Here is a 20412-nt window from a genome sequence, read left to right on the forward strand (position 1 = left end):
GGCGCTGGCGGGCGCCGTCGAGCGCCTGCTCGACGACGTCGCGCCAGGGCAGCTGGTGCTCGTCGGCCCCGGGACGACGACCGGCCTGCTGCCCGCCCGGCTCGGCCTGCCGGCGACGCTGCTCGGGGTCGACGCGATCCGCGACGGGCGGCTCGTCGGCCGCGATCTCGACGAGCAGGGGATCCTCGCGCTGCTCGACGAGGCGCCCGACGCGCTGCTCGTGCTCGGTGTCGTCGGCGTCCAGGGAACGCTGCTCGGCCGGGGCAACCAGCAGCTCTCGCCGGCGGTCCTGCGGCGGATCGGCCGCGACCGGCTGCGGGTGCTGGCGGCGAAGGACAAGCTCGTCGCGCTGGTGCCCGCCGTGCTGCGGATCGACAGCGGCGACCCGCGGCTCGACGCCGAGCTGACCGGGCCGCTGCGGGTGCGGGTCTCCGGCCGCGAGACGATGATCCTGCCGCTCGAGCGATGACGGCCTCCGCGCTCGCGGCGCAGGAGGCGACCGTCGCCAGCCGCCGCGCGCGGCGCGCGGCGCTGGCGATCGGCTGGCGGATCGCGCCGATGTCGTTCGTGCTCGGCGTCGCGTTCGGCGCCTATGCCGTCGTCGCCGGCCTGCCGGCGGTGGCCACCGTGGTGATGTCGGCGGCGATGTTCGCCGGCGGCGCGCAGTTCGCCGTCGTCTCGCTGGCGACGGCCGGCGCCGGGCTGCTCGCCGCGGCCGCGACGGCGATGCTGCTCAACGGCCGCTACGTCGTGATGGGGATCAGCATCGCCGGCGCCCTGCGCGGCCCCTGGTGGCGCCGGCTGGCCGAGTCGGCCACGCTCAACGACCCGTCGTGGGTGGCGGCCCTGCGCGAGGACGGCTCGGTCGATCGCACGACGCTGCTGCTGTCGGCGGTCGGCCAGTACGTCGCCTGGGTCGGCGGCACCTGGCTCGGCGCGCTGCTGGGACCGCGGATCGGCTCGATCGAGGCGGTCGGGCTGGACGCGGTGATGCCGATGTTCTTCGCCTCGCTGCTGATCGCCGACCTGCGACTGCGGCCCCCGTCGTCGCGCCAGCGGGCGCTCACGGTGGCGATCGTCGCCGGCATCGTCGCGCTGGCGCTCAGCCCGATCGCGCCGGCCGGGGTGCCGGCGCTGGCGGCCGCCGGCGCGGTGCTCGTCGGGCGCCGCGGCGGCGCCCGATGAGGACCGACGTCGTCGCGCTGCTGCTCGTGACCGCGATCGCGGCGCTGCTGCCGCGCGCCGTGGGGCCGGTGCTGCTGGGCGGCCGTCCGCTGGCCCCGCCGCTGCGGCGGATGCTCGAGATGCTGGCGCCGGCCCTGCTGACGGCGCTGATCGTGGTCGGCGTCTGGGGCAGCGGGGACGGCGGCGGATCGGCGGCGCGCGCCGCCGGGGTCGCCGCCGGCGTCGTCGTGGTGCTGCGCCGGGGGCCGCTGGTGGCGGCGATGATCGTGGCCGCGGCGGTGGCCGCGGGCCTGCGCCTGGTGACCTGACCTACTGCACGGTATTCGAGCGACTTGCCGCACAGCGCGCAATCCGTAGACTGCGACCTGCAACCGCCGACCGGCCCGGACCCCGCCCGCGGGCGTCCCGACGCCGCTCGACCGACCGTCCGGAGCCCGCCCGTGCCCGCACCGCCCGCACATCCGTACATGGCCAACTCGGCGCCCGACCTGCGGCGCGAGCTGCTCGACGCGATCGGGGTCGCCGATCCCGAGCAGCTGTTCGAGCAGATCCCGGCCGACCACCGGCTGCGGGGCGCGCTGACGCTGCCGCCGGCGCTGCGCTCCGAGGTCGAGCTGGAGCGGCACCTGCGGACGCTGCTCGCCCGCAACGGGTCGGCCGAGTCCCACCTGAGCTTCCTCGGTCGCGGCGTCTGGCCCCACCACGTGCCGGCGATCTGCGACGAGCTGGCGCAGCGGACCGAGTTCGTCACCTCGGAGTGGGGGACCCCGGCCTCCGACCACGGCCGCAACCAGGCCTGGTTCGAGTTCGCCAGCCAGCTCGGCGAGCTGCTCGAGCTGGACTTCGTCGGGCTGCCGGTCTACAGCTGGGGCTGCGCCCTCGGCCACGCGGTGCGGATGGCGGCCCGGATCACCGGCCGCCGGCGGGTGCTCGTCCCGGCCGATCTCGATCCCGAGCGGCGGGCCGTCCTGCGGACCTACTGCGAGCCGCCCGAGACGCGCAGCCACCTGACGATCGAGCTGGTCGCCGTCGACGCGGAGACCGGCGGGCTCGACCTGGCCGACCTCGAGCGGCGGCTCGGCGACGACGTCGCCGCGGTCTACTTCGAGACGCCGACCTCGCTCGGAGCGATCGAGGGCCGGGCGGCCGAGATCGCCGCGCTGGCCCGCGGCCGCGGGGCCGAGACGATCGCCGGCGTCGACCCGCTCTCGCTCGGCGTGCTGGCCCCGCCGTCCTCCTACGGGGCCGACATCGCGGTCGGCTCGACCCAGCCGCTCGGCATCCACATGAACTGCGGCGGCGGCACCGGCGGCTTCATCGCCACCCGCGACGAGGAGCGCTACGCCCGCCAGTACCCGACGCTCCAGGTCTCGATCGCCCCGACCCGGGTCCCCGGCGAGCACGGGTTCGCGATGGCGCTCTTCGAGCAGTCCTCCTACGGCCGCCGCGAGGAGGGCAACGACTGGACCGGCAACTCGGTCTACCTGTGGGCGGTCGTCAACGCCGCCTACATGGCGCTGCTCGGGCCGCAGGGCTTCCGCGACCTGGGCGAGCTGATCCTCCAGCGCTGCCACTACGCCGCGCGTCGGCTGGGCGCGCTCGACGGCGTCCGGATCCGCTACCCGCACGCGTTCAAGGAGCTGGTCGTCGACTTCTCCGGCAGCGGCCGCACCGTCGCCGCGATCAACGCCGCGCTGCTGGAGCGGGGGATCTTCGGCGGCTCCGACCTCTCCACCGACCACCCCGAGCTGGGCCAGAGCGCCCTCTACTGCGTGACCGAGGTGCACGCGCAGGAGGACATCGACCGGCTCGCCGACGCCCTCCAGGAGGTGCTGGCCCGATGACCCGCGACCTGCCCCGCTACCACGCGGCCGTCTGGGACGAGCCCGTCGTCCTGGAGCTGGGCCGCCCCGGCCGCCGCGGGTTCCTGGCCCCCGAGCCGGAGCCCGACGTCCGGGCCGACGTCGACGCGCTGCTGCCGCCGGGCGTCCGCCGCGAGGCCCCGCCCGCGCTGCCCGAGCTGTCGGAGTTCGAGGTCCAGCGCCACTACCTGCACCTGGCCCAGATGACGCTGGGGATGATGGGGATCAACCTCTTCGGCACCTGCACGATGAAGTACAACCCGCGCGTCAACGAGCGGGTCACGGCGCGTCCCGAGCTGGCCGAGGTCCACCCCGGCCAGCCCGAGGAGACGCTCCAGGGCGTGCTCGAGGTCGTCCACCGGTTCGAGCGGATCCTGCGCGAGCTGTCGGGGATGGAGCGGTTCGTCTTCCAGCCCGGGGGCGGCGCCGACGCGGCCTACACGCACGCCTGCATCACCCGCGCCTACCACGCCTCGCGCGGCGAGCTGGAGCGGCGGACCGAGGTCATCACCACGATCCAGACCCACCCCTGCAGCGCCGCCACCGCGGCGGCCGCCGGGTTCGACGTGATCACGCTGCCGCTCGGGCCCGACGGGTACCCGACGCTGGAGTCGCTGAAGGCCGCCGTCTCCGACCGGACCGCCGCGCTGATGGTCGGCAACCCGGACGACATGGGGATCTACAACCCCGAGATCAAGCAGTGGGTGGAGGCCGTCCACGAGGCCGGCGGGCTGTGCTTCTACGACCACGCGAACTTCAACGGCGTGATGACCCGGATCCGGGCCCGCGAGCTGGGCTTCGACGCCTGCATGTACATGCTCCACAAGACCTTCGCCGGGCCCAAGGGCGGGGGCGGGCCGGCGGTCGGCGCCTACGGCTGCGCCGAGCACCTGGTGCCGTTCCTGCCGCGGCCGCTGGTCGAGGAGCGGGACGGCCGTTACGGCCTGGACCACGACGGCCCCCAGAGCATCGGCCGCGTGCGCGAGTACTGGGGCAACGTGCCGGTGGTCGTCAAGGCCTACTCGTGGGTCCGCGCGCTCGGCGCCGAGGGCCTGCGGCAGGCGGCCGACCTGTCGGTGATCGCCAACAACTACATGGAGACGCGGCTGCTGGAGATCCCCGGCGTGACGAAGTCGCACCCGCAGATCGCCGCCCACCGGCTGGAGATGACCCGCTACAGCCTCGAGCAGGTGACCGAGGAGACCGGGATCGACGTCCACGACATCCAGAACCGGATGGTCGACTACGGGGTCGACGCCCCGTGGCTGGCCCACGAGCCGTGGCTGATCCCGCAGCCGATCACGCCCGAGCCGGGCGAGCTGTGGTCGAAGGAGGACATCGACACCTGGATCGACGTCCTGGCCGCCGTCGTCCAGGAGGCGCACGACGATCCCGAGCGGGTCCGGACCGCGCCGCACAATCAGGCCATCCACCAGGTCGACGCGTCCGGCGTCGACGACCCGGACCAGTGGGCGACCACCTGGCGGGCGCACCTGCGGAAGCGGGCCGCGGCATGAGCACGCGGCCGATCGCGATCGTCGGAGCGGGCAGCATCGGCGTCGCCTGGGGGCTGACCTTCGCCCGCGGCGGTCGCACGGTGCAGCTGCAGGACCCCGATCCGGCGCGGCTGGCGGCCGTCGACGGCGAGCTGCGCGAGCGGCTGGCGGCCCTCGACCGCCACGGGCTGCTGGAGGAGCCGCCGGCGGCGATCGCCGCGCGGGTCGCCGTCGTCGCGGCGCTGGACGAGGCGGTCGCCGACGCCCTCCACGTCCAGGAGTGCGCGCCCGAGCGGCGGGATCTGAAGCGCGAGCTGTTCGCCCGGCTCGACGCCGCCGCGCCGCCCGACTGCTCGCTGGCGTCCTCGTCGTCGTTCCTGCCGGCGTCGGCCTTCGCCGCCGAGCTGCCCGGTCGCGCCCGCTGCCTGGTCGCCCATCCCGGCAACCCGCCGCACCTGCTGCCCGCGGTCGAGCTGGTGCCGGCGCCGTTCACCGATCCGGGGGTCGTCGACCGGCTCGCGACGCTGCTGGAGGCCGTCGGCATGTCCGCCGTCCGCCTGCGGCGCGAGGTCGACGGCTTCGTCTTCAACCGGCTCCAGGGCGCGCTGCTGCGCGAGGCCTACGACCTGGTGCGCGACGACGTGATCGGCGTCGAGGACCTGGACCGCGTGGTCCGCGACGGCCTCGGCCGGCGGTGGGCGGTGGTCGGCCCGTTCGAGACCGCCGACCTGAACACCCGCGGCGGGATCGCCGCCCACGCCGAGCGGATGGGCCCCGCCTACGCCAGGATGGGCGCCGAGCGCGGCCAGGACGATCCGTGGCCTCCCGATCTGGTGGCCGACGTCGAGGCCCAGCGGCGCGCGCGGCTGCCGCTCGAGCGGTGGGACGAGCGGGTCGCGTGGCGCGACGAGCGGCTGATGGCGGTCGCCGCGGCGCTCGAGGATCCGGCGGGTGACGATCATGCGTGATGCTCGGAGGGTGCGACGCCGCGCTAGCGTTGCCGCCATGCCCGCGGAGCCAGTGCCCCCCGTCGCCGAGTCCTCGGCCCGTCCGCGGGACTTCGTCCAGTCGCTCGAGCGGGGGCTGGCGATCATCCGGGTCTTCAGCGCCGAGCGGCCCTCGCTGACCGTGACCGAGATCGCCGAGTCGACCGGCCTGACCCGCGCCGCCTCGCGCCGGTTCCTGCTGACGCTGGTCGAGCTCGGCTACGTCGCGACCGACGGCCGCTACTACGAGCTGACGCCACGGGTCCTGGAGCTGGGCTACGCGTTCCTCTCCGGGCTCTCGTTCCCCGAGGTCGCGCTGCCGCGGCTGGAGCGCCTGGTCGGCGACGTCGGCGAGGCCAGCGAGGCCGCGATCCTCGACGGCAGCGAGATCGTCTACGTCGTCCGGGTCCCCGGGCCGGCGCTGATGACGATCTCGGTCAACATCGGCGCCCGGATGCCGGCCCACGCGACGGCGATGGGCCGGGTGCTGCTCGCCGGCCTGGACGACGCGCAGCTCGACGAGCAGCTGGCGGGCATCGAGCTGCAGCCGATCCAGCCGCGCACGATCGTCGACCGGGCGCTCCTGCGCGAGGAGATCATGCGCATCCGCCAACAGGGCTGGGCGCTCGTCGACCAGGAGCTGGAGGAGGGGCTGGTGGCGATCGCGGTGCCGGTCCGCGACCGCAGCGGGCGCGTGACCGCCGCGATCAACCTCTCGACCCACGTCGGCCGTCGCTCGGCCAAGGAGCTGCTGGAGATCCTGCCGGACCTGCAGCGGACGGCGGCCGAGATCGAGGGCGACCTGGCCGTCTCGACCGCCAGCAGCAACCGGCGGATGCGGATCTAGCGATCGACCGCGGCGGCGCCCGCGCCGCCGCGACCGGAGGAGCCCACCGATGCGGATCACGTCGATCGACGTCCACGGCCTGCGGCTGACCAACGCCGACGGCGCCTTCGCCCTGTCCGGCGACCGGGTCCTCGACGGGGCCGACTCGACCCTCGTCCGGATCGCGACCGACGCCGGCATCGAAGGCTGGGGCGAGACCTGCCCGCTGACCGGCGCCTACCTGCCGGCCTTCACCGGCGGCATCCGCGCGGCGATCGCCGAGCTGGCCCCGGCGCTGCTCGGCGCCGACCCCCGCAACCTGGCCGAGGTCACGGCGCGGCTCGACGGCACGCTGCTCGGCCAGGCCGCCGCCAAGGCCGCGCTCGATGTCGCCTGCTGGGACCTGCTCGGCCGCGCCGCGGGGCTGCCGGCCGCGACGCTGCTCGGCGGGATCGTGCGCGACGACCTGCCGCTCTACGAGGCGATCCCGATCGGCGACCCGGAGCGGACGGCGGCCCGCGTCGCGGCGGCGCTGGCGCGCGGCGTCCGCCGCTTCCAGCTGAAGGTCGGCGGCGACCCGCGGCGCGACGTCGCCACCGTCGCCCGGGTGGCCGAGCAGGCCGGCGACGGGGCGCTGCTGATCGTCGACGCCAACGGCGGCTGGCGGCTCGACGACGCGCTGATCGCGGCCCGCGGGCTGGCCGACCTGCCGGTCCACCTGGAGCAGCCCTGCGCGACGCTCGAGGCGTGCGCGCGGGTCCAGCGGGCCAGCGGCCTGCCGATGATCTACGACGAGGTCGTGGTCGACGCGCCGAGCCTGGTCGCCGCGGTCCGCGACGGCGGCGCCAGCGTCGTCAACCTGAAGCTGTCGAAGGTCGGCGGGCTGACCCGGCTGCGGGCGCTGCGCGACCTGGCCGCGGGCCTCGGCGTGCGGGTGATGGTCGAGGACAGCTGGGGCGGCGACGTCGCCAGCGCCGCGATCGCCCACGCGGCGGCGAGCGCGCCGGCCGGGGCGCTGCTGGCGACGACGTTCGTCAACGACGCGACCCGCGAGCACGTCGCCGGCCACCAGCCGCGATCGCACGCCGGGCGCGGCAGCGTGCCGCGCGGCCCCGGGCTCGGGCTCGACGTCTCGACCGACCTGCTCGGCGCCCCGCTCGCCCGCTACCGCTGACGCGCGGGGGCCGCCGCGTCCGCGCCGCTCAGGCGCGGACCTCGGTCACGTAGACGTAGAGGTCGTCCGGATCGCGGAAGTAGGCGTAGCGCCAGCTCGCTCCGCCGCCCAGGTCGACCTCGTGCGGGCTGCCGAGGATCTCGGTGCCGATCGCGGTCAGGTGCTCGATCGCCCGCTCGATGCTGCGGACGGCGATCGCGAACTCGTAGGGGCCGACGTGGCCCCAGTCGCCGCGCATGTCGGGCGACGGCGGGGTGTGCTGAACCGGCTCCATGCCGGCGCCGTAGGGGCTGGTCAGCAGCATCATCCGCTGGCTCGGCGGGGTCCGCGGCAGGAACCACGGGTCCATCGACGGCAGCTGGCCGTCGGTCTCGAACAGCTGGCCGCTGAACCCGAGCTGGCGGTAGAAGGCGCGCGAGCGCTCGATGTCGGCGACGCCGAAGGCGACGTGGTTGACGCCCTGGATCCCCGGCTCGGCCGGCCAGCCCTGCTGCAGGTCGGCCCAGTCGATGATCTCGATCTTGGCCCCGTCGGGATCGGCGACATAGGACATGCTGCAGCGGGTGTCGAGCGGCGGCACGAGCGACTCGTCGGGCTCCATCAGGCTTGCCGCGCCCAGCTCCTCCGTGAGCCGCCGGTACATCGCCGGCTGGTCCTTGACGTGGAGGCAGATCTCGCAGATCCCGAGCTCGCCCCAGGCCTGGCCCGCGGGCGCGGGGGCCGGCGGCCGGTCGAGGGTCTGGACGAGCTTCAGCGCCCCGGGACCGAGCGGCGTGGCGTTGGCGCTGCGCACCAGGACCACGCGCGCGGAGGTCCGCTCGCGGCCGGTGACGGCGGCCAGGCCGGGCAGGTCGGTCGTGACGTCGAAGGCCACGTCGGTGAAGCCGAGCGTGGCGTAGAAGCGCAGCGACCGCTCCATGTCCGTGACGCCGACGCCGATGTGGTCGACCCCGGCGAACGTGCCGTGGGCGGTGGTCGGGGTGGTCATCGGGGGCTCTCCTCAGGGGTCGGGACCGATACGCGCGCGCACGAAGTCGCTCGCGTAGACGCATGCTCGCATATCGTTCAGTGGGGCGCATTACGCGCGTTGGACAACAATTCTGTGCGCCATGCGTCCAGATGTGCGCTTGACGTGCGGATCGTCGTCACATATGGTCGCCGTGATGCCGTCGATCGCCGCAGCGTTCGCCACCCCCGGGACGGGCCGATGACCGTCCGGATCGGGGCCAAGGTGCCCAACAGCGGGCCGCAGCCGCTCGCGGCCGGGATCGGCGCGACCGCCCGCGCGCTGGAGGACGTCGGCTACGACTCGCTGTGGGTCAGCGACCACGTCGTGCTCCCGCGGGAGATCGGCTCGCGCTACCCCTTCGCGGCCGACGGCAAGGCGACCTGGAGCACCGACACGCCGTACTTCGAGCCGGTCGTCGCCCTGGCGATGATGGCCGAGGCGACCGCCCGCGCCGACCTCGGCACGGCGGTGCTCGTGGCGCCGCTGCGCAACCCGGTGCTGCTGGCCAAGCAGCTGGCGAGCATCGACGTCCTCAGCGGCGACCGGCTCGTGATCGGCGCCGGCGCCGGCTGGCTGCGCGAGGAGTTCGACGCCCTCAACGTGCCGTTCGCCCGCCGTGGCAGCCGGCTCGAGGAGTGGATCGCGATCATGCGCGAGTGCTGGACCGGCACGCCGGCCGCCCGCAGCTCCGACTTCTACGAGCTGCCGGCCGACCTGCTCAGCCTGCCCGCCACCACCCGCCCGGTGCCGGTGCTCGTCGGCGGCCACTCGCCGGTCGCGCTGCGCCGCGCCGGCGCGGTCGGCGACGGCTGGCTCGCCCAGCAGGACGCGAGCGAGCTCGACCCCGACGAGCTCCGCGCGGCCCGCGAGCAGGTCGCCGCCGCGGCCCGCGACGCCGGCCGCGATCCGCAGGCGATCCGGGTCGTGCTGCGGATCGTCGGCTCGTCCGGCGCCTGCGACCTGGTCGCCGCGCGGCTGGCCGAACTCGGGCGCGCCGGCGTCGACGAGGTGATCGTCGACGTGATCGACGGCGATCCGGCGCGCGACCTCGACCTGCTCCGCGAGGGGGCGGCGGCATGACCGTCCGGCGGGCGATCGTCACCGGCGGGGCGAGCGGCATCGGCGCCGGCACCGCCGAGCGGCTCGCCTCCGCCGGGACGGCCGGCGTGGTGCTCGACCGCGAGCCGGCGCCCACGCTGCCGGCCGGGTGGACCGCGACGGCCGTCGACGTCACCGACGCGGTCGCGCTCGGGCAGGCGATCGACGACGCGGTCGGCGCCCTCGGCGGGCTCGACCTGCTGGTCGCCGCCGCCGGCGTGGTGCCCCCGTGGCAGCCCACCGGCGAACTGGACCTGGCCGACTACGATCGGACGATGGCGGTCAACGCCCGCGGCGTCGTCGTGGCGATCGAGCACGCCGCGCCCGCGCTCGCCGCCGGCAGCGGCGCGATCGTCGTCGTCGGCTCGCTCAACTCGTGGCGGGGCGATCCCAACCTGACCGCCTACGCGGCCAGCAAGCACGCCGTCCTCGGCGTCGTCCGGTCGGCCGCGCTGTCGCTCGGGCCGCGGGGGATCCGCGTCAACGCCGTCGCGCCGGGACCGGTCGCGACGGCCGCCCTCCGCCGGCGGCTCGACCAGCGCGCCGCCGCGGGCGGGCCGGCGCCGGATGAGGCCCTCTCCGGCCTGGCCGCCGGCACCGCCCTCGGCCGGATCGCGACGATCGACGACGTCGTCGACGCGATCGAGTTCCTCGGCGGTCCGCGGTCGGCCGCGATCACCGGCCACCTGCTGCCGGTCGACGGCGGGATCGCGTAGGGACCTGCCGTGACCGTTCCCTGTCCGAGCCTGACCGACCGCACCGTGCTGCTGACCGGCGCCTCCCGCGGGATCGGCGCGGCCACCGCCCGCACCCTCGCCGAGCACGGCGCGCGGCTGGTGGCCCAGTACCGCAGCGGCCGCGACGGGGCCGAGCGGGCGACCGCCGGCCTCGACGCCGACCGCCGGCTGCTGCTGGCCGCGGACTTCGCCGAGCCCGGCGCCGCCCGCCGGCTGTGGCGCGACGCGGTCGCCTGGCGGGGCCGGATCGACGCCGTCGTCGTCAACGCCGCCAGCCTGCCCCAGACGCCGTTCGACGGCTCCGACGACGATTGGGACGGGGGCTGGGAGCAGGCGATGCGGGTCAACGTGCTCGAGCCGGCGGCCCTGATCCGCGAGGCGGTCGCGCACTTCCTGGAGCACGGCGGCGGGACCCTGGTGGTGCTCTCCAGCTGGGCCGCCGAGCAGGGATCGCGGATCCCGTCGCTGGCGGCCTACGCCGCGTCGAAGGCCGCGCTGCGCAACCTGGCCCAGACCGTGGCCCGCACCCACGCCGCCGACGGGATCCTCGTCCACGTGCTCGCGCCCGGCGTCGTCCGGACCGAGATGGCGGCTGCCTCCGACGACCTCCGCCCCGGCGGCGTGCGGGTCGAGGACACGCTCGCCTCGGGCCGGCTGGTCGAGCCGGACGAGGTCGCCCGCCTGATCGCGCTGCTCGCCTCCGGGGCGTTCCCGAACCTCAGCGGCGCGACCCTCGACATGAACGGTGCCTCGTATGTCCGCTGAGACCGCCCTCGTGACCGGCGCCGGCGGCGGCATCGGCGCCGGGATCGCCGCCGTCCTCGCCCGCCGCGGCGACCACGTCGTCGCCGCCGACCTCGACGAGGAGCGCGCCGCGGCGACCGTCGCCGCGATCGCCGCCGAGGGCGGCAGCGCGCGGGCCGTCCGGATCGACATCGCCGACGTCGAGGCAGCGGCCGCGACGATCGCGCGGATCGACGCCGAGACCCCGCTGGCGACGGTCGTCAACAACGCCGCCGTGGCCACCTCCGGCCCGCTGGTCGACGTCCGTCCGGACGACTACGACCGGGTGATGGGGATCAACGTCCGCGGCACGTTCTTCGCCGTCCAGGCCGCGCTGCGCGCGATGCTGCCGCGCCGCCGCGGCTCGATCGTCAACGTCTGCTCCACGTCGTCGTTCACCGCGTCGACGAGCGACATGACCGTCTACGACACGTCGAAGGCCGCCGTCCGCATGATCACCCAGGCAGCGGCGAAGGAGGTCGGCCGCAGCGGCGTCCGGATCAACGGCGTCGCTCCCGGCACGCTCCGGACCGCGCTGACCACGCCGCTGCTGGACGACGACGGGTTCGCGGGCCTCGAGCGGGACCGGATCCCGCTCGGGCGCCTCGGCGAGCCCGAGGAGATCGGGCAGGCCGTGGCCTTCCTCAGCTCCGACGCCGCCGCCTACGTCACCGGCCACGTGCTGGTCGTCGACGGCGGGTGGCTGGCGTGATCCCCCGGCCCTCGACCCTCCCGGAAGCCCGATGAGAGCGACCCCGACCGTGCCCAGAACCTCCGACCATCCCGACAGCGCAACCCCCTCGCAGGCCGCGCCGGTCGTCGAGCTGCGCCAGCTCCGCAAGTCGTTCGGCGACCTCGAGGTCCTGAAGGGCATCGACCTGGCCGTCCGGCCCGGGGAGCACGTGGTGCTCTTCGGTCCCTCGGGCTCCGGCAAGTCGACCGTCCTGCGCAGCATCAACCTGCTGGAGCCGCCGACCTCCGGATCGCTGCGCTTCGACGGCGTCGAGTACGGCCCGGGGATCCCCGGCGAGCCGCAGGCCGCCGAGCGCGGCCGCCCGATCGACCTGCGCCGCAACATCGGGATGGTCTTCCAGCAGTTCAACCTCTTCCCGCACCTGACGGCGCTGGAGAACGTCGCCCTGCCGCTGCGGTCGGTCCGCGGCTGCAAGCGGCCGCAGGCCGAGCACCAGGCCGCCGAGGCGCTGCGCCGGGTCGGGCTGCTGGAGCGCGCGGCCCACTACCCGCGCCAGCTCTCCGGCGGTCAGCAGCAGCGCGTGGCGATCGCCCGCGCGCTGGCGCTCGACCCGCAGGTGATGCTCTTCGACGAGCCGACGTCGGCCCTCGACCCCGAGCTGGTCGGCGGCGTGCTGGCGACGATGCGCGAGCTGGCCGAGACCGGGATGACGATGCTGATCGTCACCCACGAGCTCGGCTTCGCCCGCGAGATCGGCGACCTCAACGTCTTCATGGAGGACGGCCAGGTCGTCGAGACCGGGGACCGCGAGATCTACGCGGGCCCCACCAATCCCCGGACCTCGGCCTTCCTCTCGGCGGTGCTCTGATGCCCCTGGCGAACTACGACTGGGGTCTCATCTGGGACTACCGGTCCGACCTCCTCAACGGCCTGCTGACCGCGCTCGAGGTGGCGGTCGTGGCGCTCGTCCTCTCGCTCGTCTGCGGGATGCTGCTGGCGCTGCTGCGGATGCGCGCGGCGCCGTTCTCGTGGATCGCGGCGATCTACATCAACGTCTTCCGCGGCATCCCCGCGCTGGTGACGGTGATCTGGGTCTACTTCGGCGTCGCGCTGGCGATCGACGTCAAGTTCAGCGTCTTCCAAGCCGGCGTGATCGCCCTGACCCTGCTCTACAGCGCGTTCCTGGCCGAGATCTTCCGCTCGGCGCTCGAGGCGATCCCGAAGGGCCAGCAGGAGGCCGGGCTCGCGCTCGGCATGAAGCCGGCCCGGGTCTTCTTCTCGGTCACGCTGCCGCAGGCGACCAAGATCGCGATCCCGAACGTCGGCAACATGTTCATCGGGATGGTGAAGGACACCTCGGTCTTCACCGTCATCGGCCTGCTCGAGGTCGTGCGGGTGACGCAGAACGTCGTCGCCACGACCTTCCAGCCGTTCGTCCTCTACACCGCCGCCGCCGCGCTCTACGTCGCCGTGGCGTTCGCGATCGACTTCCTCTTCCGCCTGATCGAACGGACGATGGAGGCGCCGCCCGACGGGCTGCTCTCGCGCGCCGTCCGCGGTCGCCGGCAGCGCCGGATCCAGGCCCTGATCGACGCCGAGACGGCGTCCCCCTCCGCCTCCGCCTGAGGCACGCACCCCCTACAACCCCACAAGGAGCATCATGCGCATCACCTCTCCCCGGCTCCGTCGGCAGGTCCGACGGGCCACGGCGGCGGCTGCCGTCGTCGCCTCGGCGGTAGCCCTCGCGGCCTGCGGCGGTTCCGACAGCGGCGGCGGCGGGTCGTCCGACAACCCGCTCGGGCTGCAGACCGCGGGCACGCTGACCGTCGGCATGAACCTCCAGTTCGAGCCCGAGATGTACCTCAAGAACGGCGAGCCGGCCGGCTACGACGTCGACCTGCTGAACGTCCTGGCCAAGGAGCTCGGCCTCAAGCTGAAGATCGAGAACCTCGACTTCAACGGGCTGATCCCGGGCCTCCAGAGCAAGAAGTTCGACATCGTCTCGGTCGGCCTCTCGCCGACGCCGGAGCGCAAGCAGGCGATCGACTTCAGCCGCGGCTACGTCCCCTACGCCCAGGTCGTCGCGGTCCGCGAGGGCAGCACGATCCCGGCGACGATCGACGCCTTCAACCAGTCGGGCAAGAAGTTCGCGGTCCTCCAGGGCTCGACCGGCGAGCAGCTGACGAAGAAGACCTTCCCGAAGGCGGACGTGACCGGCTTCAGCGAGCAGAACGCCGCGCTGCTGCAGGTCGCGACCAAGCGCGCCGACGCGTCGGTGCTCGAGGACTACCTGCTGGCGCAGTACCAGAAGTCGAACCCGGGGCAGCTGATGAAGGCGAGCTTCCCGAAGCCGCTCGACGTCCAGTACGGCTCCTACGGCGTGACCAAGGGCAACAGCGCGCTCGTCAAGCGGCTCGACCAGTTCCTCTGCAAGGCGCAGACCGACGGCACCCTCGAGCGGCTCTACAAGAAGAACTTCGGCGTCAAGGAGATGCCGCAGATGCCGAGCGGCTGCTGAGGTTCGATGGACCGCGAGCACCACGACGTCCTGGTCGTCGGCGGGGGACCGGCCGGTCTCTCGGCGGCGACGGTCGCCGCGCGCCACGGCCTCGACGTCGCGCTCGTGGAGGAGCGCGTCACCCTCGGCGGGCAGGTCCACAAGCAGCCGGGTCCGGGCATCGTCGTCCGCGACCCGGCCGCGATGGGCCGCGAGTACCGCGAGGGCCGCGCGCTGATCGACGCCGCCGAGGCCTCGGGGGCGACGATCATGACCAGCACCGCCGTCGTCGCCGTCGAGGGCGACGCGGTCGTGCTGGTGCCCGACGGCGGACGGGCCCGGACCGTTCGCGCCCGCCGGCTGGTGCTGGCGCCCGGCGCGCACGACCGGCCGGTCGCCTTCCCCGGCTGGACGCTGCCCGGCGTCCTGACCGCCGGCGGGATGCAGACGATCGTCAAGGCCCAGCGGGTGCTGCCGGGCCGGCGGGTCGTCTTCGCCGGCGCGGGGCCGCTGGCCCTGGCCTTCCCGGCCCAGCTGCTCGGCTACGGCGCCGGGATCCGGACCGTGCTCGAGGCCGGCCCGCCGCCCCGGATCGGCGACCTGCTGCGGATCGCCGGCGCCGCCCCGGGCAACCGCCACCTGCTGCAGGACGCCGTCCGCTACCGGGCGGCGCTGCTGCGCGAGCGCGTCCCGCTCCGCTACCGCCGGATCGTGGTGCGGGCCGAGGGCGACGGGCGCGTGGAGCAGGTGACCCACGCCGCGGTCGACGCCGACTGGCGGCCGATCGCCGGCAGCGAGGAGCGCGAGCCGGCCGACGTGCTCTGCCTGGGCTACGGCTTCGTCCCCTCGATCGAGCTGCTGCGCCTGGCCGGCTGCGACTTCGACTTCGACGAGCAGCTCGGCGGCTACGTCGTGCGTCGCGACGACTGGCTGCGGACGTCGCGTCCGCACGTGCTCGCGGCCGGCGACGGGACCGGGGTCGAGGGCTCGGTCGTCGCCGTCGCCGAGGGTCGGATCGCCGGGCTCGGCGCCGCGCTCGACCTGGGCGCGATCGACGCGGCGACCGCCGAGCGGGAGGCCGCCCCGGCCCGCCGCCTGCGCGGCCGTCGCCAGGCGCTGACGCGGGCGCTGCGGCGGATGCACGACGTCGGCCCCGGCGTCTTCGAGCTGACCACGCCGGAGACCACGGTCTGCCGCTGCGAGAGCGTCACCGCCGCGCGCCTGGCCGAGACGATCGACGGAACGCGCGACATCAACGTCGTCAAGGCGCTGACCCGGGCCGGGATGGGTCCGTGCCAGGGTCGCTCGTGCCAGCGGCAGGTGGCGGCGATGATCGCCCGGCGCCACCGCCAGCCGCTCGGCGCGGTCGAGCTGGCGACGCCGCGGATGCCGGTGCGGCCGGTGCCGATCGGCGCGCTGGCCGACGACGCGGTCACCGGCAGGACGCTGTTCATGCGCCAGGACGGCGACGCCGACGTGCCGGCCGGGGAGCTGGCCGATGAGTGACCCGACCGCGACCCGCCCGCTGCCGCGCTGGCTGTCCTACGAGCAGACCAACGGGCCGCTGCCGGAGCGGACCGACGTGCTGGTGATCGGCGGCGGTATCGCCGGCACCGCGCTGGCGTTCTACCTGGCGCGGGGCGGCGTCGACGTGGCGCTGGTCGAGCGCGGCGAGCTCAACCGCGAGGCGTCCGGCACCAACGCCGGCAGCTTCCACATCCAGCTCGCGATCCACCAGCTGCCAGCCGCCGGATCGCCGACCGCCGACACCGAGCGGCTGCTCGAGGAGGCGCGCCTGAACCTGGCCGCCTACGAGGTCTGGAACGCCCTCGACGAGGAGCTCGACGTCCCGCTCGGGGTCCACCTGACCGGCGGCTGGATGGTCGCCGAGACCGAGGAGCAGCTGCAGGTCCTGCACGACAAGCGGGTGCTGGAGCGGCAGGCGGGGATCGAGACCGAGGTCGTGACCGGCGCCGAGCTGCGGCGGCGGGCGCCGTTCCTGGCCCCCGACCTGGCCGGCGCCTCGTACTGCCCCCAGGAGGGCCACGCCAACCCGCTGATCGCGGCTCCGGCCTACGCGCTGCGCGCGCACGAGCACGGCGCGACGATCCGCACCCACGTCGCCGTCCAGGCGATCGAGCGGCGTCCCGGCGGCGGCTTCCGCGTGACCACCTCGGCCGGCGAGATCGACGCGCAGCGGATCGTCAACTGCGCCGGCGCCTGGGCCGGCGACCAGGCGCGGCTCGCCGGCCTGCGGCTGCCGGTCCGCCGCGAGGGGCTGCACGTCAACGTGACCGAGCGGCGGGCGCGGCTGCTGGACCCGATGGTCCAGCACATCGGCCGCCGGCTGACGCTCAAGCAGTCCTCCGACGACACGTTCATCATCGGCGGCGGCTGGCCGACTCCGGCGGCGCCGCCGCCGCGCCGCTACCCGACCACGTGGGAGAGCGCCGCCGGCAACACCGCGGTCGCCCTCCGCGTGATCCCGGCGCTGGCCGACGTCCGCGTGGTCCGGACCTGGTCGGGGGTGATCGTCTTCACCGACGACCTCTCGCCGGTGGTCGGCGGCTCGACGCTGGTCCCGGGCTACCACGCCTGCGTCGCCTCGACCGGCTTCACCCTCAGCCCGCTGCTGGCGCGGCGGCTGGCCGATCAGCTGCTCGACCCGACCGGCACGCCGCCGTTCCCGCCCGCGTACGACCCCGACCGTCGGATGACGGCCGGGCGCACCACCCCGTAGACGAAGCGAGACCCCCATGGACCGCAACGACATCGACTGGCGCGGGTACTTCCCCGCCTTCATCACGCCCTTCCGCGAGGACGGCGCCCTCGACCTGACGGCGCTGCGGGCGCTGGTCGACCACTACGTCGAGCAGGGCATGCACGGGATCATGGTCAACGGCACCTGCGGCGAGTGGTTCGCGCAGACGCCGGAGGAGCGCCGGATCGTCGCCGAAGCCGCGGTCGAGCAGGCGGCCGGGCGGCTGACCGTGCTGGTCGGCTGCACCGCCTACACGGCGGCCGAGGCGGCCGGGATCGCGCGCCACGCGCTCGACGCCGGAGCCGACGGCGTGATCTCGACCCCGCCGCCGTACGCGAAGACCTTCCCCGACGAGACCGTCGCCTACTACCGGGAGCTGGGCGAGCGCACCGACGGGCCGATCGCGGTCTACAACTGGCCGCACGGCACCAACGTCGACATCGATCCTGAGCTGGCGTCGCGGCTGGCGGACCTGCCGCACGTCGTCGCGATCAAGGACAGCACGCCGGACGTCGAGCAGTTCTACGCCACCACCCGCGCGGTGGTCGATCGGATTCGCGTCTTCGGGCCGTTCATGAGCCGCCGCGGCCTCGAGGTCCTGCGCGAGAGCGGCGGCGACGGCACCGTCGGCGGCGGCTCGCTCGCCGGCCGGCCGGATCCGACCTTCTGGGAGGACGTCTGGGCGGGCGACTTCGACGCCGCCGCGGCCTACGCCGACGTCGTCGAGCGGCTGTTCCCGAAGCTCTGGCTGCCGGGCGGCTGGGCGGGCCACTGGGGCGCCTACCAGAGCCAGCTGAAGGTGCTGATGGGGCTGCTCGGGCAGCCGACCGGCCACGTCCGTCCGCCCCGCCTGCCGATCACCGACCCGGAGGCGATCGCGGCGATGCGGGCCGTGCTCGTCGAGGAGGGGCTGCTCGATGCGGATCCGCCGGTCGCGGCCTGAGCCCGCCGCCGACGCGGCCTGGACCCCGCGTCCGCCGGTCGGCCCGGCGGTCGAGCGCGGGGCGCCGGTGACGCTGCGCGTCGACGGCCGCGAGCTGGTCGCCCACCGCGGCGAGAGCGTCGCCGCGGCGCTGATGGCCGACGGCGACCTGCGCACGCGCACGACGCCGCAGGGCGAGCCGCGCGGGGCGTTCTGCGGGATGGGCGTCTGCTTCGAGTGCCTGGCGGTGATCGACGGCGTGCCGAACACCCGCACCTGCATGACCTACGTCCGCGAGGGGATGGAGGTCGAGCGGCAGCAGGGCCTCGGCCCCGTCCCCGGGACCTGAGTCGCCGCCGCGCCGCCGCGCCGCCGCGCCCGTCAGCTATTGTGCGATATATGAGCGTTTGTACGGATTGCGTACAGGAGCGGGCGTGATGGCGCGGGTGCTGCCGCTGGCGGACGCGATCGCCGAGGTGGTTCGCGATGGGGATGTCGTGGCGTTGGAGGGCTTTACGCACCTGATTCCCTTCGCCGCCGGCCACGAGGTGCTGCGCCAGGGCCGCCGCGATCTGGAGCTGGTGCGGATGACCCCCGACCTGCTCTACGACCAGATGGTCGGCGTCGGGGCGGCCGCGCGGCTGGTCTTCTCCTACGGCGGCAACCCGGGCGTCGGCTCGCTGCACCGCTTCCGCGACGCGGTCGAGCACGGCTGGCCGCGGCCGCTAGCGATCGAGGAGCACAGCCACGCGGGGATGGCGGCGCGTTATGCCGCGGGTGCGTCCGATCTGCCGTTCGGCGTCCTGCGCGGGTATGCGGGGACTGATCTGGAGGCCCGCACGAACGTCTCCCGGATCGCGTGCCCGTTCACCGGCGAGTCGCTGGCCGCGGTGCCGGCGCTGCGCCCGGATGTGGTGATCGTGCATGCCCAGGAATCCGACCGTCGCGGCAACGTGCAGTTGTGGGGGATCCCGGGGGTGCAGAAGGAGGCGGTGCTCGCGGCCTCGCGGTCGTTGGTGACGGTCGAGCGGATCGTCGAGCGGCTGGAGCCACGGCCCGGTGGCGTGGTGTTGCCGGGTTGGGCGATCGACGTGGTCGCTGAGGCGCCGGGCGGCTCGCAGCCGTCCTATGCCGCCGGGATCACCGTTCGCGACAACGACGGCTACCGCGAGTGGGATCGGATCGCGCGTGATCGTTCGGTGTTCCTGGCCTGGATGGAGGAGCACGTGTTCGCGGGTCCGTCGCCGTATCGTGATCTGACCGGGACCCCGGACGCGCCGATCGAGGTCGTGCGATGAGTCCGGAGCCGGCCACCGTCGGCGAGATCCAGACGATCGTCGCGGCGCGTCGTCTGCGGACCGCGAAGGTCGTGTTCATCGGGGTCGGCAAGCCGTCGACCGCGGCGATCCTGGCCCGCGAGATCCATCATCCCGAGCTGGTGCTCGTCTACGAGTCGGGCACGATCGGGGCCAAGCCGCGACGGGTGCCGCTGTCGATCGGCGATGGCGAGTTGGCCGAGACCGCCGACGCGGTCGTCTCGGTCCCGGAGATGTTCGCCTACTGGGTCCAGCCGGGCCGGATCGATGTCGCGTTCCTCGGCGCCGCGCAGATCGACCGCCACGCCAACCTCAACTCGACCGTGATCGGCGACTACGACACGCCACGCACCCGCCTACCCGGTGCGGGCGGCGCCCCGGAGATCGCCTCGGGCTGCGGCGAGGTCGTCGTGATCGTGCCCCACGACCGACGGACCCTCGTCGAGCGCCTGGACTTCGTCACCACCGTCGGCCACGGCGACGGCCATGACGAGCACGGCACGCCCCGCTCCGACTTCGACCGCCAGGCGCTCGGTTTGCGCGGCCGCGGACCGACCGCCGTGATCACCGACCTCGCCGTGCTCGAGCCCGATCCCGTCACGCGCGAGCTGGTGCTGACGCAGCTGCTGCCCGGCGCGACCGTCGAGCAGGCGCGCGAGGCGACGGGCTGGCCGCTGCGGATCGCCGACGCCGTCGAGGCGATCCACCCACCGACCGACCACGAGCTGACGGCCCTGCGCGAGCTCGTCGCGCGATGAGCCGCGTCCGCCGCCCGGCACCGTCCCCCGAACCCCCTCGCGAGGAGCCGATCCGATGAGCACCGACCGCGCCGCCCACGTCCTCGACGCCGTGCGAACCCCGTTCGGACGGTTCGGCGGCGCCCTCGCCGGCGTCCGGCCCGACGACCTCGCCGCCGGCGCCCTGGCCGCGCTGCTGGCCCGCCATCCGGAGCTCGACCCGGCCACGATCGACGACGTCCTGCTCGGCGCCGCCAACCAGGCCGGCGAGGACAACCGCGATGTCGCCCGGATGGCGGTGCTGCTGGCCGGGTTGCCGACCAGCGTCC

22 protein-coding genes and 1 pseudogene are annotated in these 20412 nt (G+C 74.6%); 22 read left to right on the plus strand and 1 reads right to left on the minus strand.

The window, feature by feature from the left end:
• The 8 genes and pseudogenes from PAI11_RS15425 to PAI11_RS15460 all read left to right on the plus strand — a co-directional run.
• Positions 1–469 (plus strand): annotated as a pseudogene (locus PAI11_RS15425) (NAD(+)/NADH kinase); the annotation flags it as partial.
• On the plus strand, positions 466–1185 hold the full coding sequence (locus tag PAI11_RS15430) for an AzlC family ABC transporter permease (protein WP_007576441.1): 720 nt from the start codon (positions 466–468) through the stop codon (positions 1183–1185). The pseudogene PAI11_RS15425 and the gene PAI11_RS15430, both read left to right, overlap by 4 nt.
• Complete coding sequence (locus PAI11_RS15435; RefSeq protein ID WP_007576443.1) at positions 1182–1493, plus strand: AzlD domain-containing protein; 312 nt, start codon at positions 1182–1184, stop codon at positions 1491–1493. The genes PAI11_RS15430 and PAI11_RS15435 overlap by 4 nt, the downstream gene beginning before the upstream one ends.
• A 159-nt stretch (positions 1494–1652) precedes the next feature.
• The gene (gcvPA, locus tag PAI11_RS15440; RefSeq protein ID WP_007576445.1) at positions 1653–3029 is read left to right on the plus strand and encodes an aminomethyl-transferring glycine dehydrogenase subunit GcvPA; all 1377 of its coding nucleotides are present in this window, start codon (positions 1653–1655) and stop codon (positions 3027–3029) included.
• A complete protein-coding gene (gcvPB, locus tag PAI11_RS15445; protein ID WP_007576446.1) occupies positions 3026–4564 on the plus strand; it encodes an aminomethyl-transferring glycine dehydrogenase subunit GcvPB in 1539 nt (512 codons plus the stop codon). The genes gcvPA and gcvPB overlap by 4 nt, the downstream gene beginning before the upstream one ends.
• On the plus strand, positions 4561–5511 hold the full coding sequence (locus PAI11_RS15450; protein WP_040600558.1) for a 3-hydroxyacyl-CoA dehydrogenase: 951 nt from the start codon (positions 4561–4563) through the stop codon (positions 5509–5511). Before gcvPB ends, PAI11_RS15450 begins: the two co-directional genes overlap by 4 nt.
• A gap of 37 nt (positions 5512–5548) precedes the next feature.
• Positions 5549–6376, plus strand: a complete 828-nt coding sequence (locus PAI11_RS15455) for an IclR family transcriptional regulator domain-containing protein (protein ID WP_007576451.1) — start codon at positions 5549–5551, stop codon at positions 6374–6376.
• 49 nt (positions 6377–6425) lie between these two features.
• Positions 6426–7529 carry a mandelate racemase/muconate lactonizing enzyme family protein gene (locus PAI11_RS15460; protein ID WP_007576453.1) on the plus strand — a complete coding sequence of 368 codons (1104 nt, stop codon included), beginning with the start codon at positions 6426–6428 and terminating at the stop codon, positions 7527–7529.
• A gap of 28 nt (positions 7530–7557) precedes the next feature.
• Here the strand turns inward: PAI11_RS15460 and PAI11_RS24585 are convergent, their stop codons facing one another.
• On the minus strand, positions 7558–8517 hold the full coding sequence (locus PAI11_RS24585; protein WP_007576455.1) for a VOC family protein: 960 nt from the start codon (positions 8515–8517) through the stop codon (positions 7558–7560).
• A gap of 219 nt (positions 8518–8736) precedes the next feature.
• On the opposite strand from PAI11_RS24585, the gene PAI11_RS15470 reads away from it, so the two are divergent.
• The 14 genes from PAI11_RS15470 to PAI11_RS15535 form a co-directional block, all read left to right on the plus strand.
• Entirely contained in the window at positions 8737–9618 is an 882-nt protein-coding gene (locus PAI11_RS15470) for a TIGR03619 family F420-dependent LLM class oxidoreductase (protein ID WP_007576457.1), read from the plus strand.
• A complete protein-coding gene (locus PAI11_RS15475) occupies positions 9615–10352 on the plus strand; it encodes an SDR family NAD(P)-dependent oxidoreductase (protein ID WP_007576459.1) in 738 nt (245 codons plus the stop codon). The genes PAI11_RS15470 and PAI11_RS15475 overlap by 4 nt, the downstream gene beginning before the upstream one ends.
• 9 nt (positions 10353–10361) lie before the next feature.
• A complete protein-coding gene (locus PAI11_RS15480; RefSeq protein ID WP_040600551.1) occupies positions 10362–11138 on the plus strand; it encodes an SDR family NAD(P)-dependent oxidoreductase in 777 nt (258 codons plus the stop codon).
• Complete coding sequence (locus tag PAI11_RS15485; RefSeq protein ID WP_040600552.1) at positions 11128–11868, plus strand: SDR family NAD(P)-dependent oxidoreductase; 741 nt, start codon at positions 11128–11130, stop codon at positions 11866–11868. The genes PAI11_RS15480 and PAI11_RS15485 overlap by 11 nt, the downstream gene beginning before the upstream one ends.
• Positions 11869–11917: 49 nt before the next feature.
• Complete coding sequence (locus PAI11_RS15490) at positions 11918–12718, plus strand: amino acid ABC transporter ATP-binding protein (RefSeq protein WP_007576462.1); 801 nt, start codon at positions 11918–11920, stop codon at positions 12716–12718.
• Positions 12718–13476, plus strand: a complete 759-nt coding sequence (locus tag PAI11_RS15495) for an amino acid ABC transporter permease (RefSeq protein ID WP_007576464.1) — start codon at positions 12718–12720, stop codon at positions 13474–13476. The genes PAI11_RS15490 and PAI11_RS15495 overlap by 1 nt, the downstream gene beginning before the upstream one ends.
• 34 nt (positions 13477–13510) lie before the next feature.
• Positions 13511–14368 (plus strand): ABC transporter substrate-binding protein, encoded by an 858-nt coding sequence (locus PAI11_RS15500; protein WP_040600553.1) that lies wholly within the window; start codon positions 13511–13513, stop codon positions 14366–14368.
• 6 nt (positions 14369–14374) lie between these two features.
• Positions 14375–15853: an FAD-dependent oxidoreductase gene (locus tag PAI11_RS28325; protein WP_007576467.1), complete on the plus strand. Its 1479-nt coding sequence runs from the start codon at positions 14375–14377 to the stop codon at positions 15851–15853.
• Positions 15846–17087, plus strand: coding sequence for an NAD(P)/FAD-dependent oxidoreductase (locus PAI11_RS15510; protein ID WP_007576469.1), 1242 nt, complete (start codon positions 15846–15848; stop codon positions 17085–17087). The genes PAI11_RS28325 and PAI11_RS15510 overlap by 8 nt, the downstream gene beginning before the upstream one ends.
• Positions 17088–17103: 16 nt before the next feature.
• A complete protein-coding gene (locus PAI11_RS15515) occupies positions 17104–18051 on the plus strand; it encodes a dihydrodipicolinate synthase family protein (protein ID WP_007576471.1) in 948 nt (315 codons plus the stop codon).
• Positions 18026–18379, plus strand: coding sequence for a (2Fe-2S)-binding protein (locus tag PAI11_RS15520; protein ID WP_007576472.1), 354 nt, complete (start codon positions 18026–18028; stop codon positions 18377–18379). The genes PAI11_RS15515 and PAI11_RS15520 overlap by 26 nt, the downstream gene beginning before the upstream one ends.
• An 88-nt stretch (positions 18380–18467) precedes the next feature.
• The gene (locus PAI11_RS15525) at positions 18468–19328 is read left to right on the plus strand and encodes a CoA transferase subunit A (protein ID WP_007576474.1); all 861 of its coding nucleotides are present in this window, start codon (positions 18468–18470) and stop codon (positions 19326–19328) included.
• The gene (locus tag PAI11_RS15530) at positions 19325–20104 is read left to right on the plus strand and encodes a CoA-transferase subunit beta (protein WP_007576477.1); all 780 of its coding nucleotides are present in this window, start codon (positions 19325–19327) and stop codon (positions 20102–20104) included. Before PAI11_RS15525 ends, PAI11_RS15530 begins: the two co-directional genes overlap by 4 nt.
• 55 nt (positions 20105–20159) lie before the next feature.
• Positions 20160–20412 (plus strand): thiolase family protein (locus PAI11_RS15535; RefSeq protein ID WP_040600555.1); only part of this gene is annotated, 253 nt, incomplete at its 3' end.

Origin of the sequence: Patulibacter medicamentivorans (genome assembly GCF_000240225.1) — a bacterium.
GTDB lineage: Bacteria > Actinomycetota > Thermoleophilia > Solirubrobacterales > Solirubrobacteraceae > Patulibacter > Patulibacter medicamentivorans.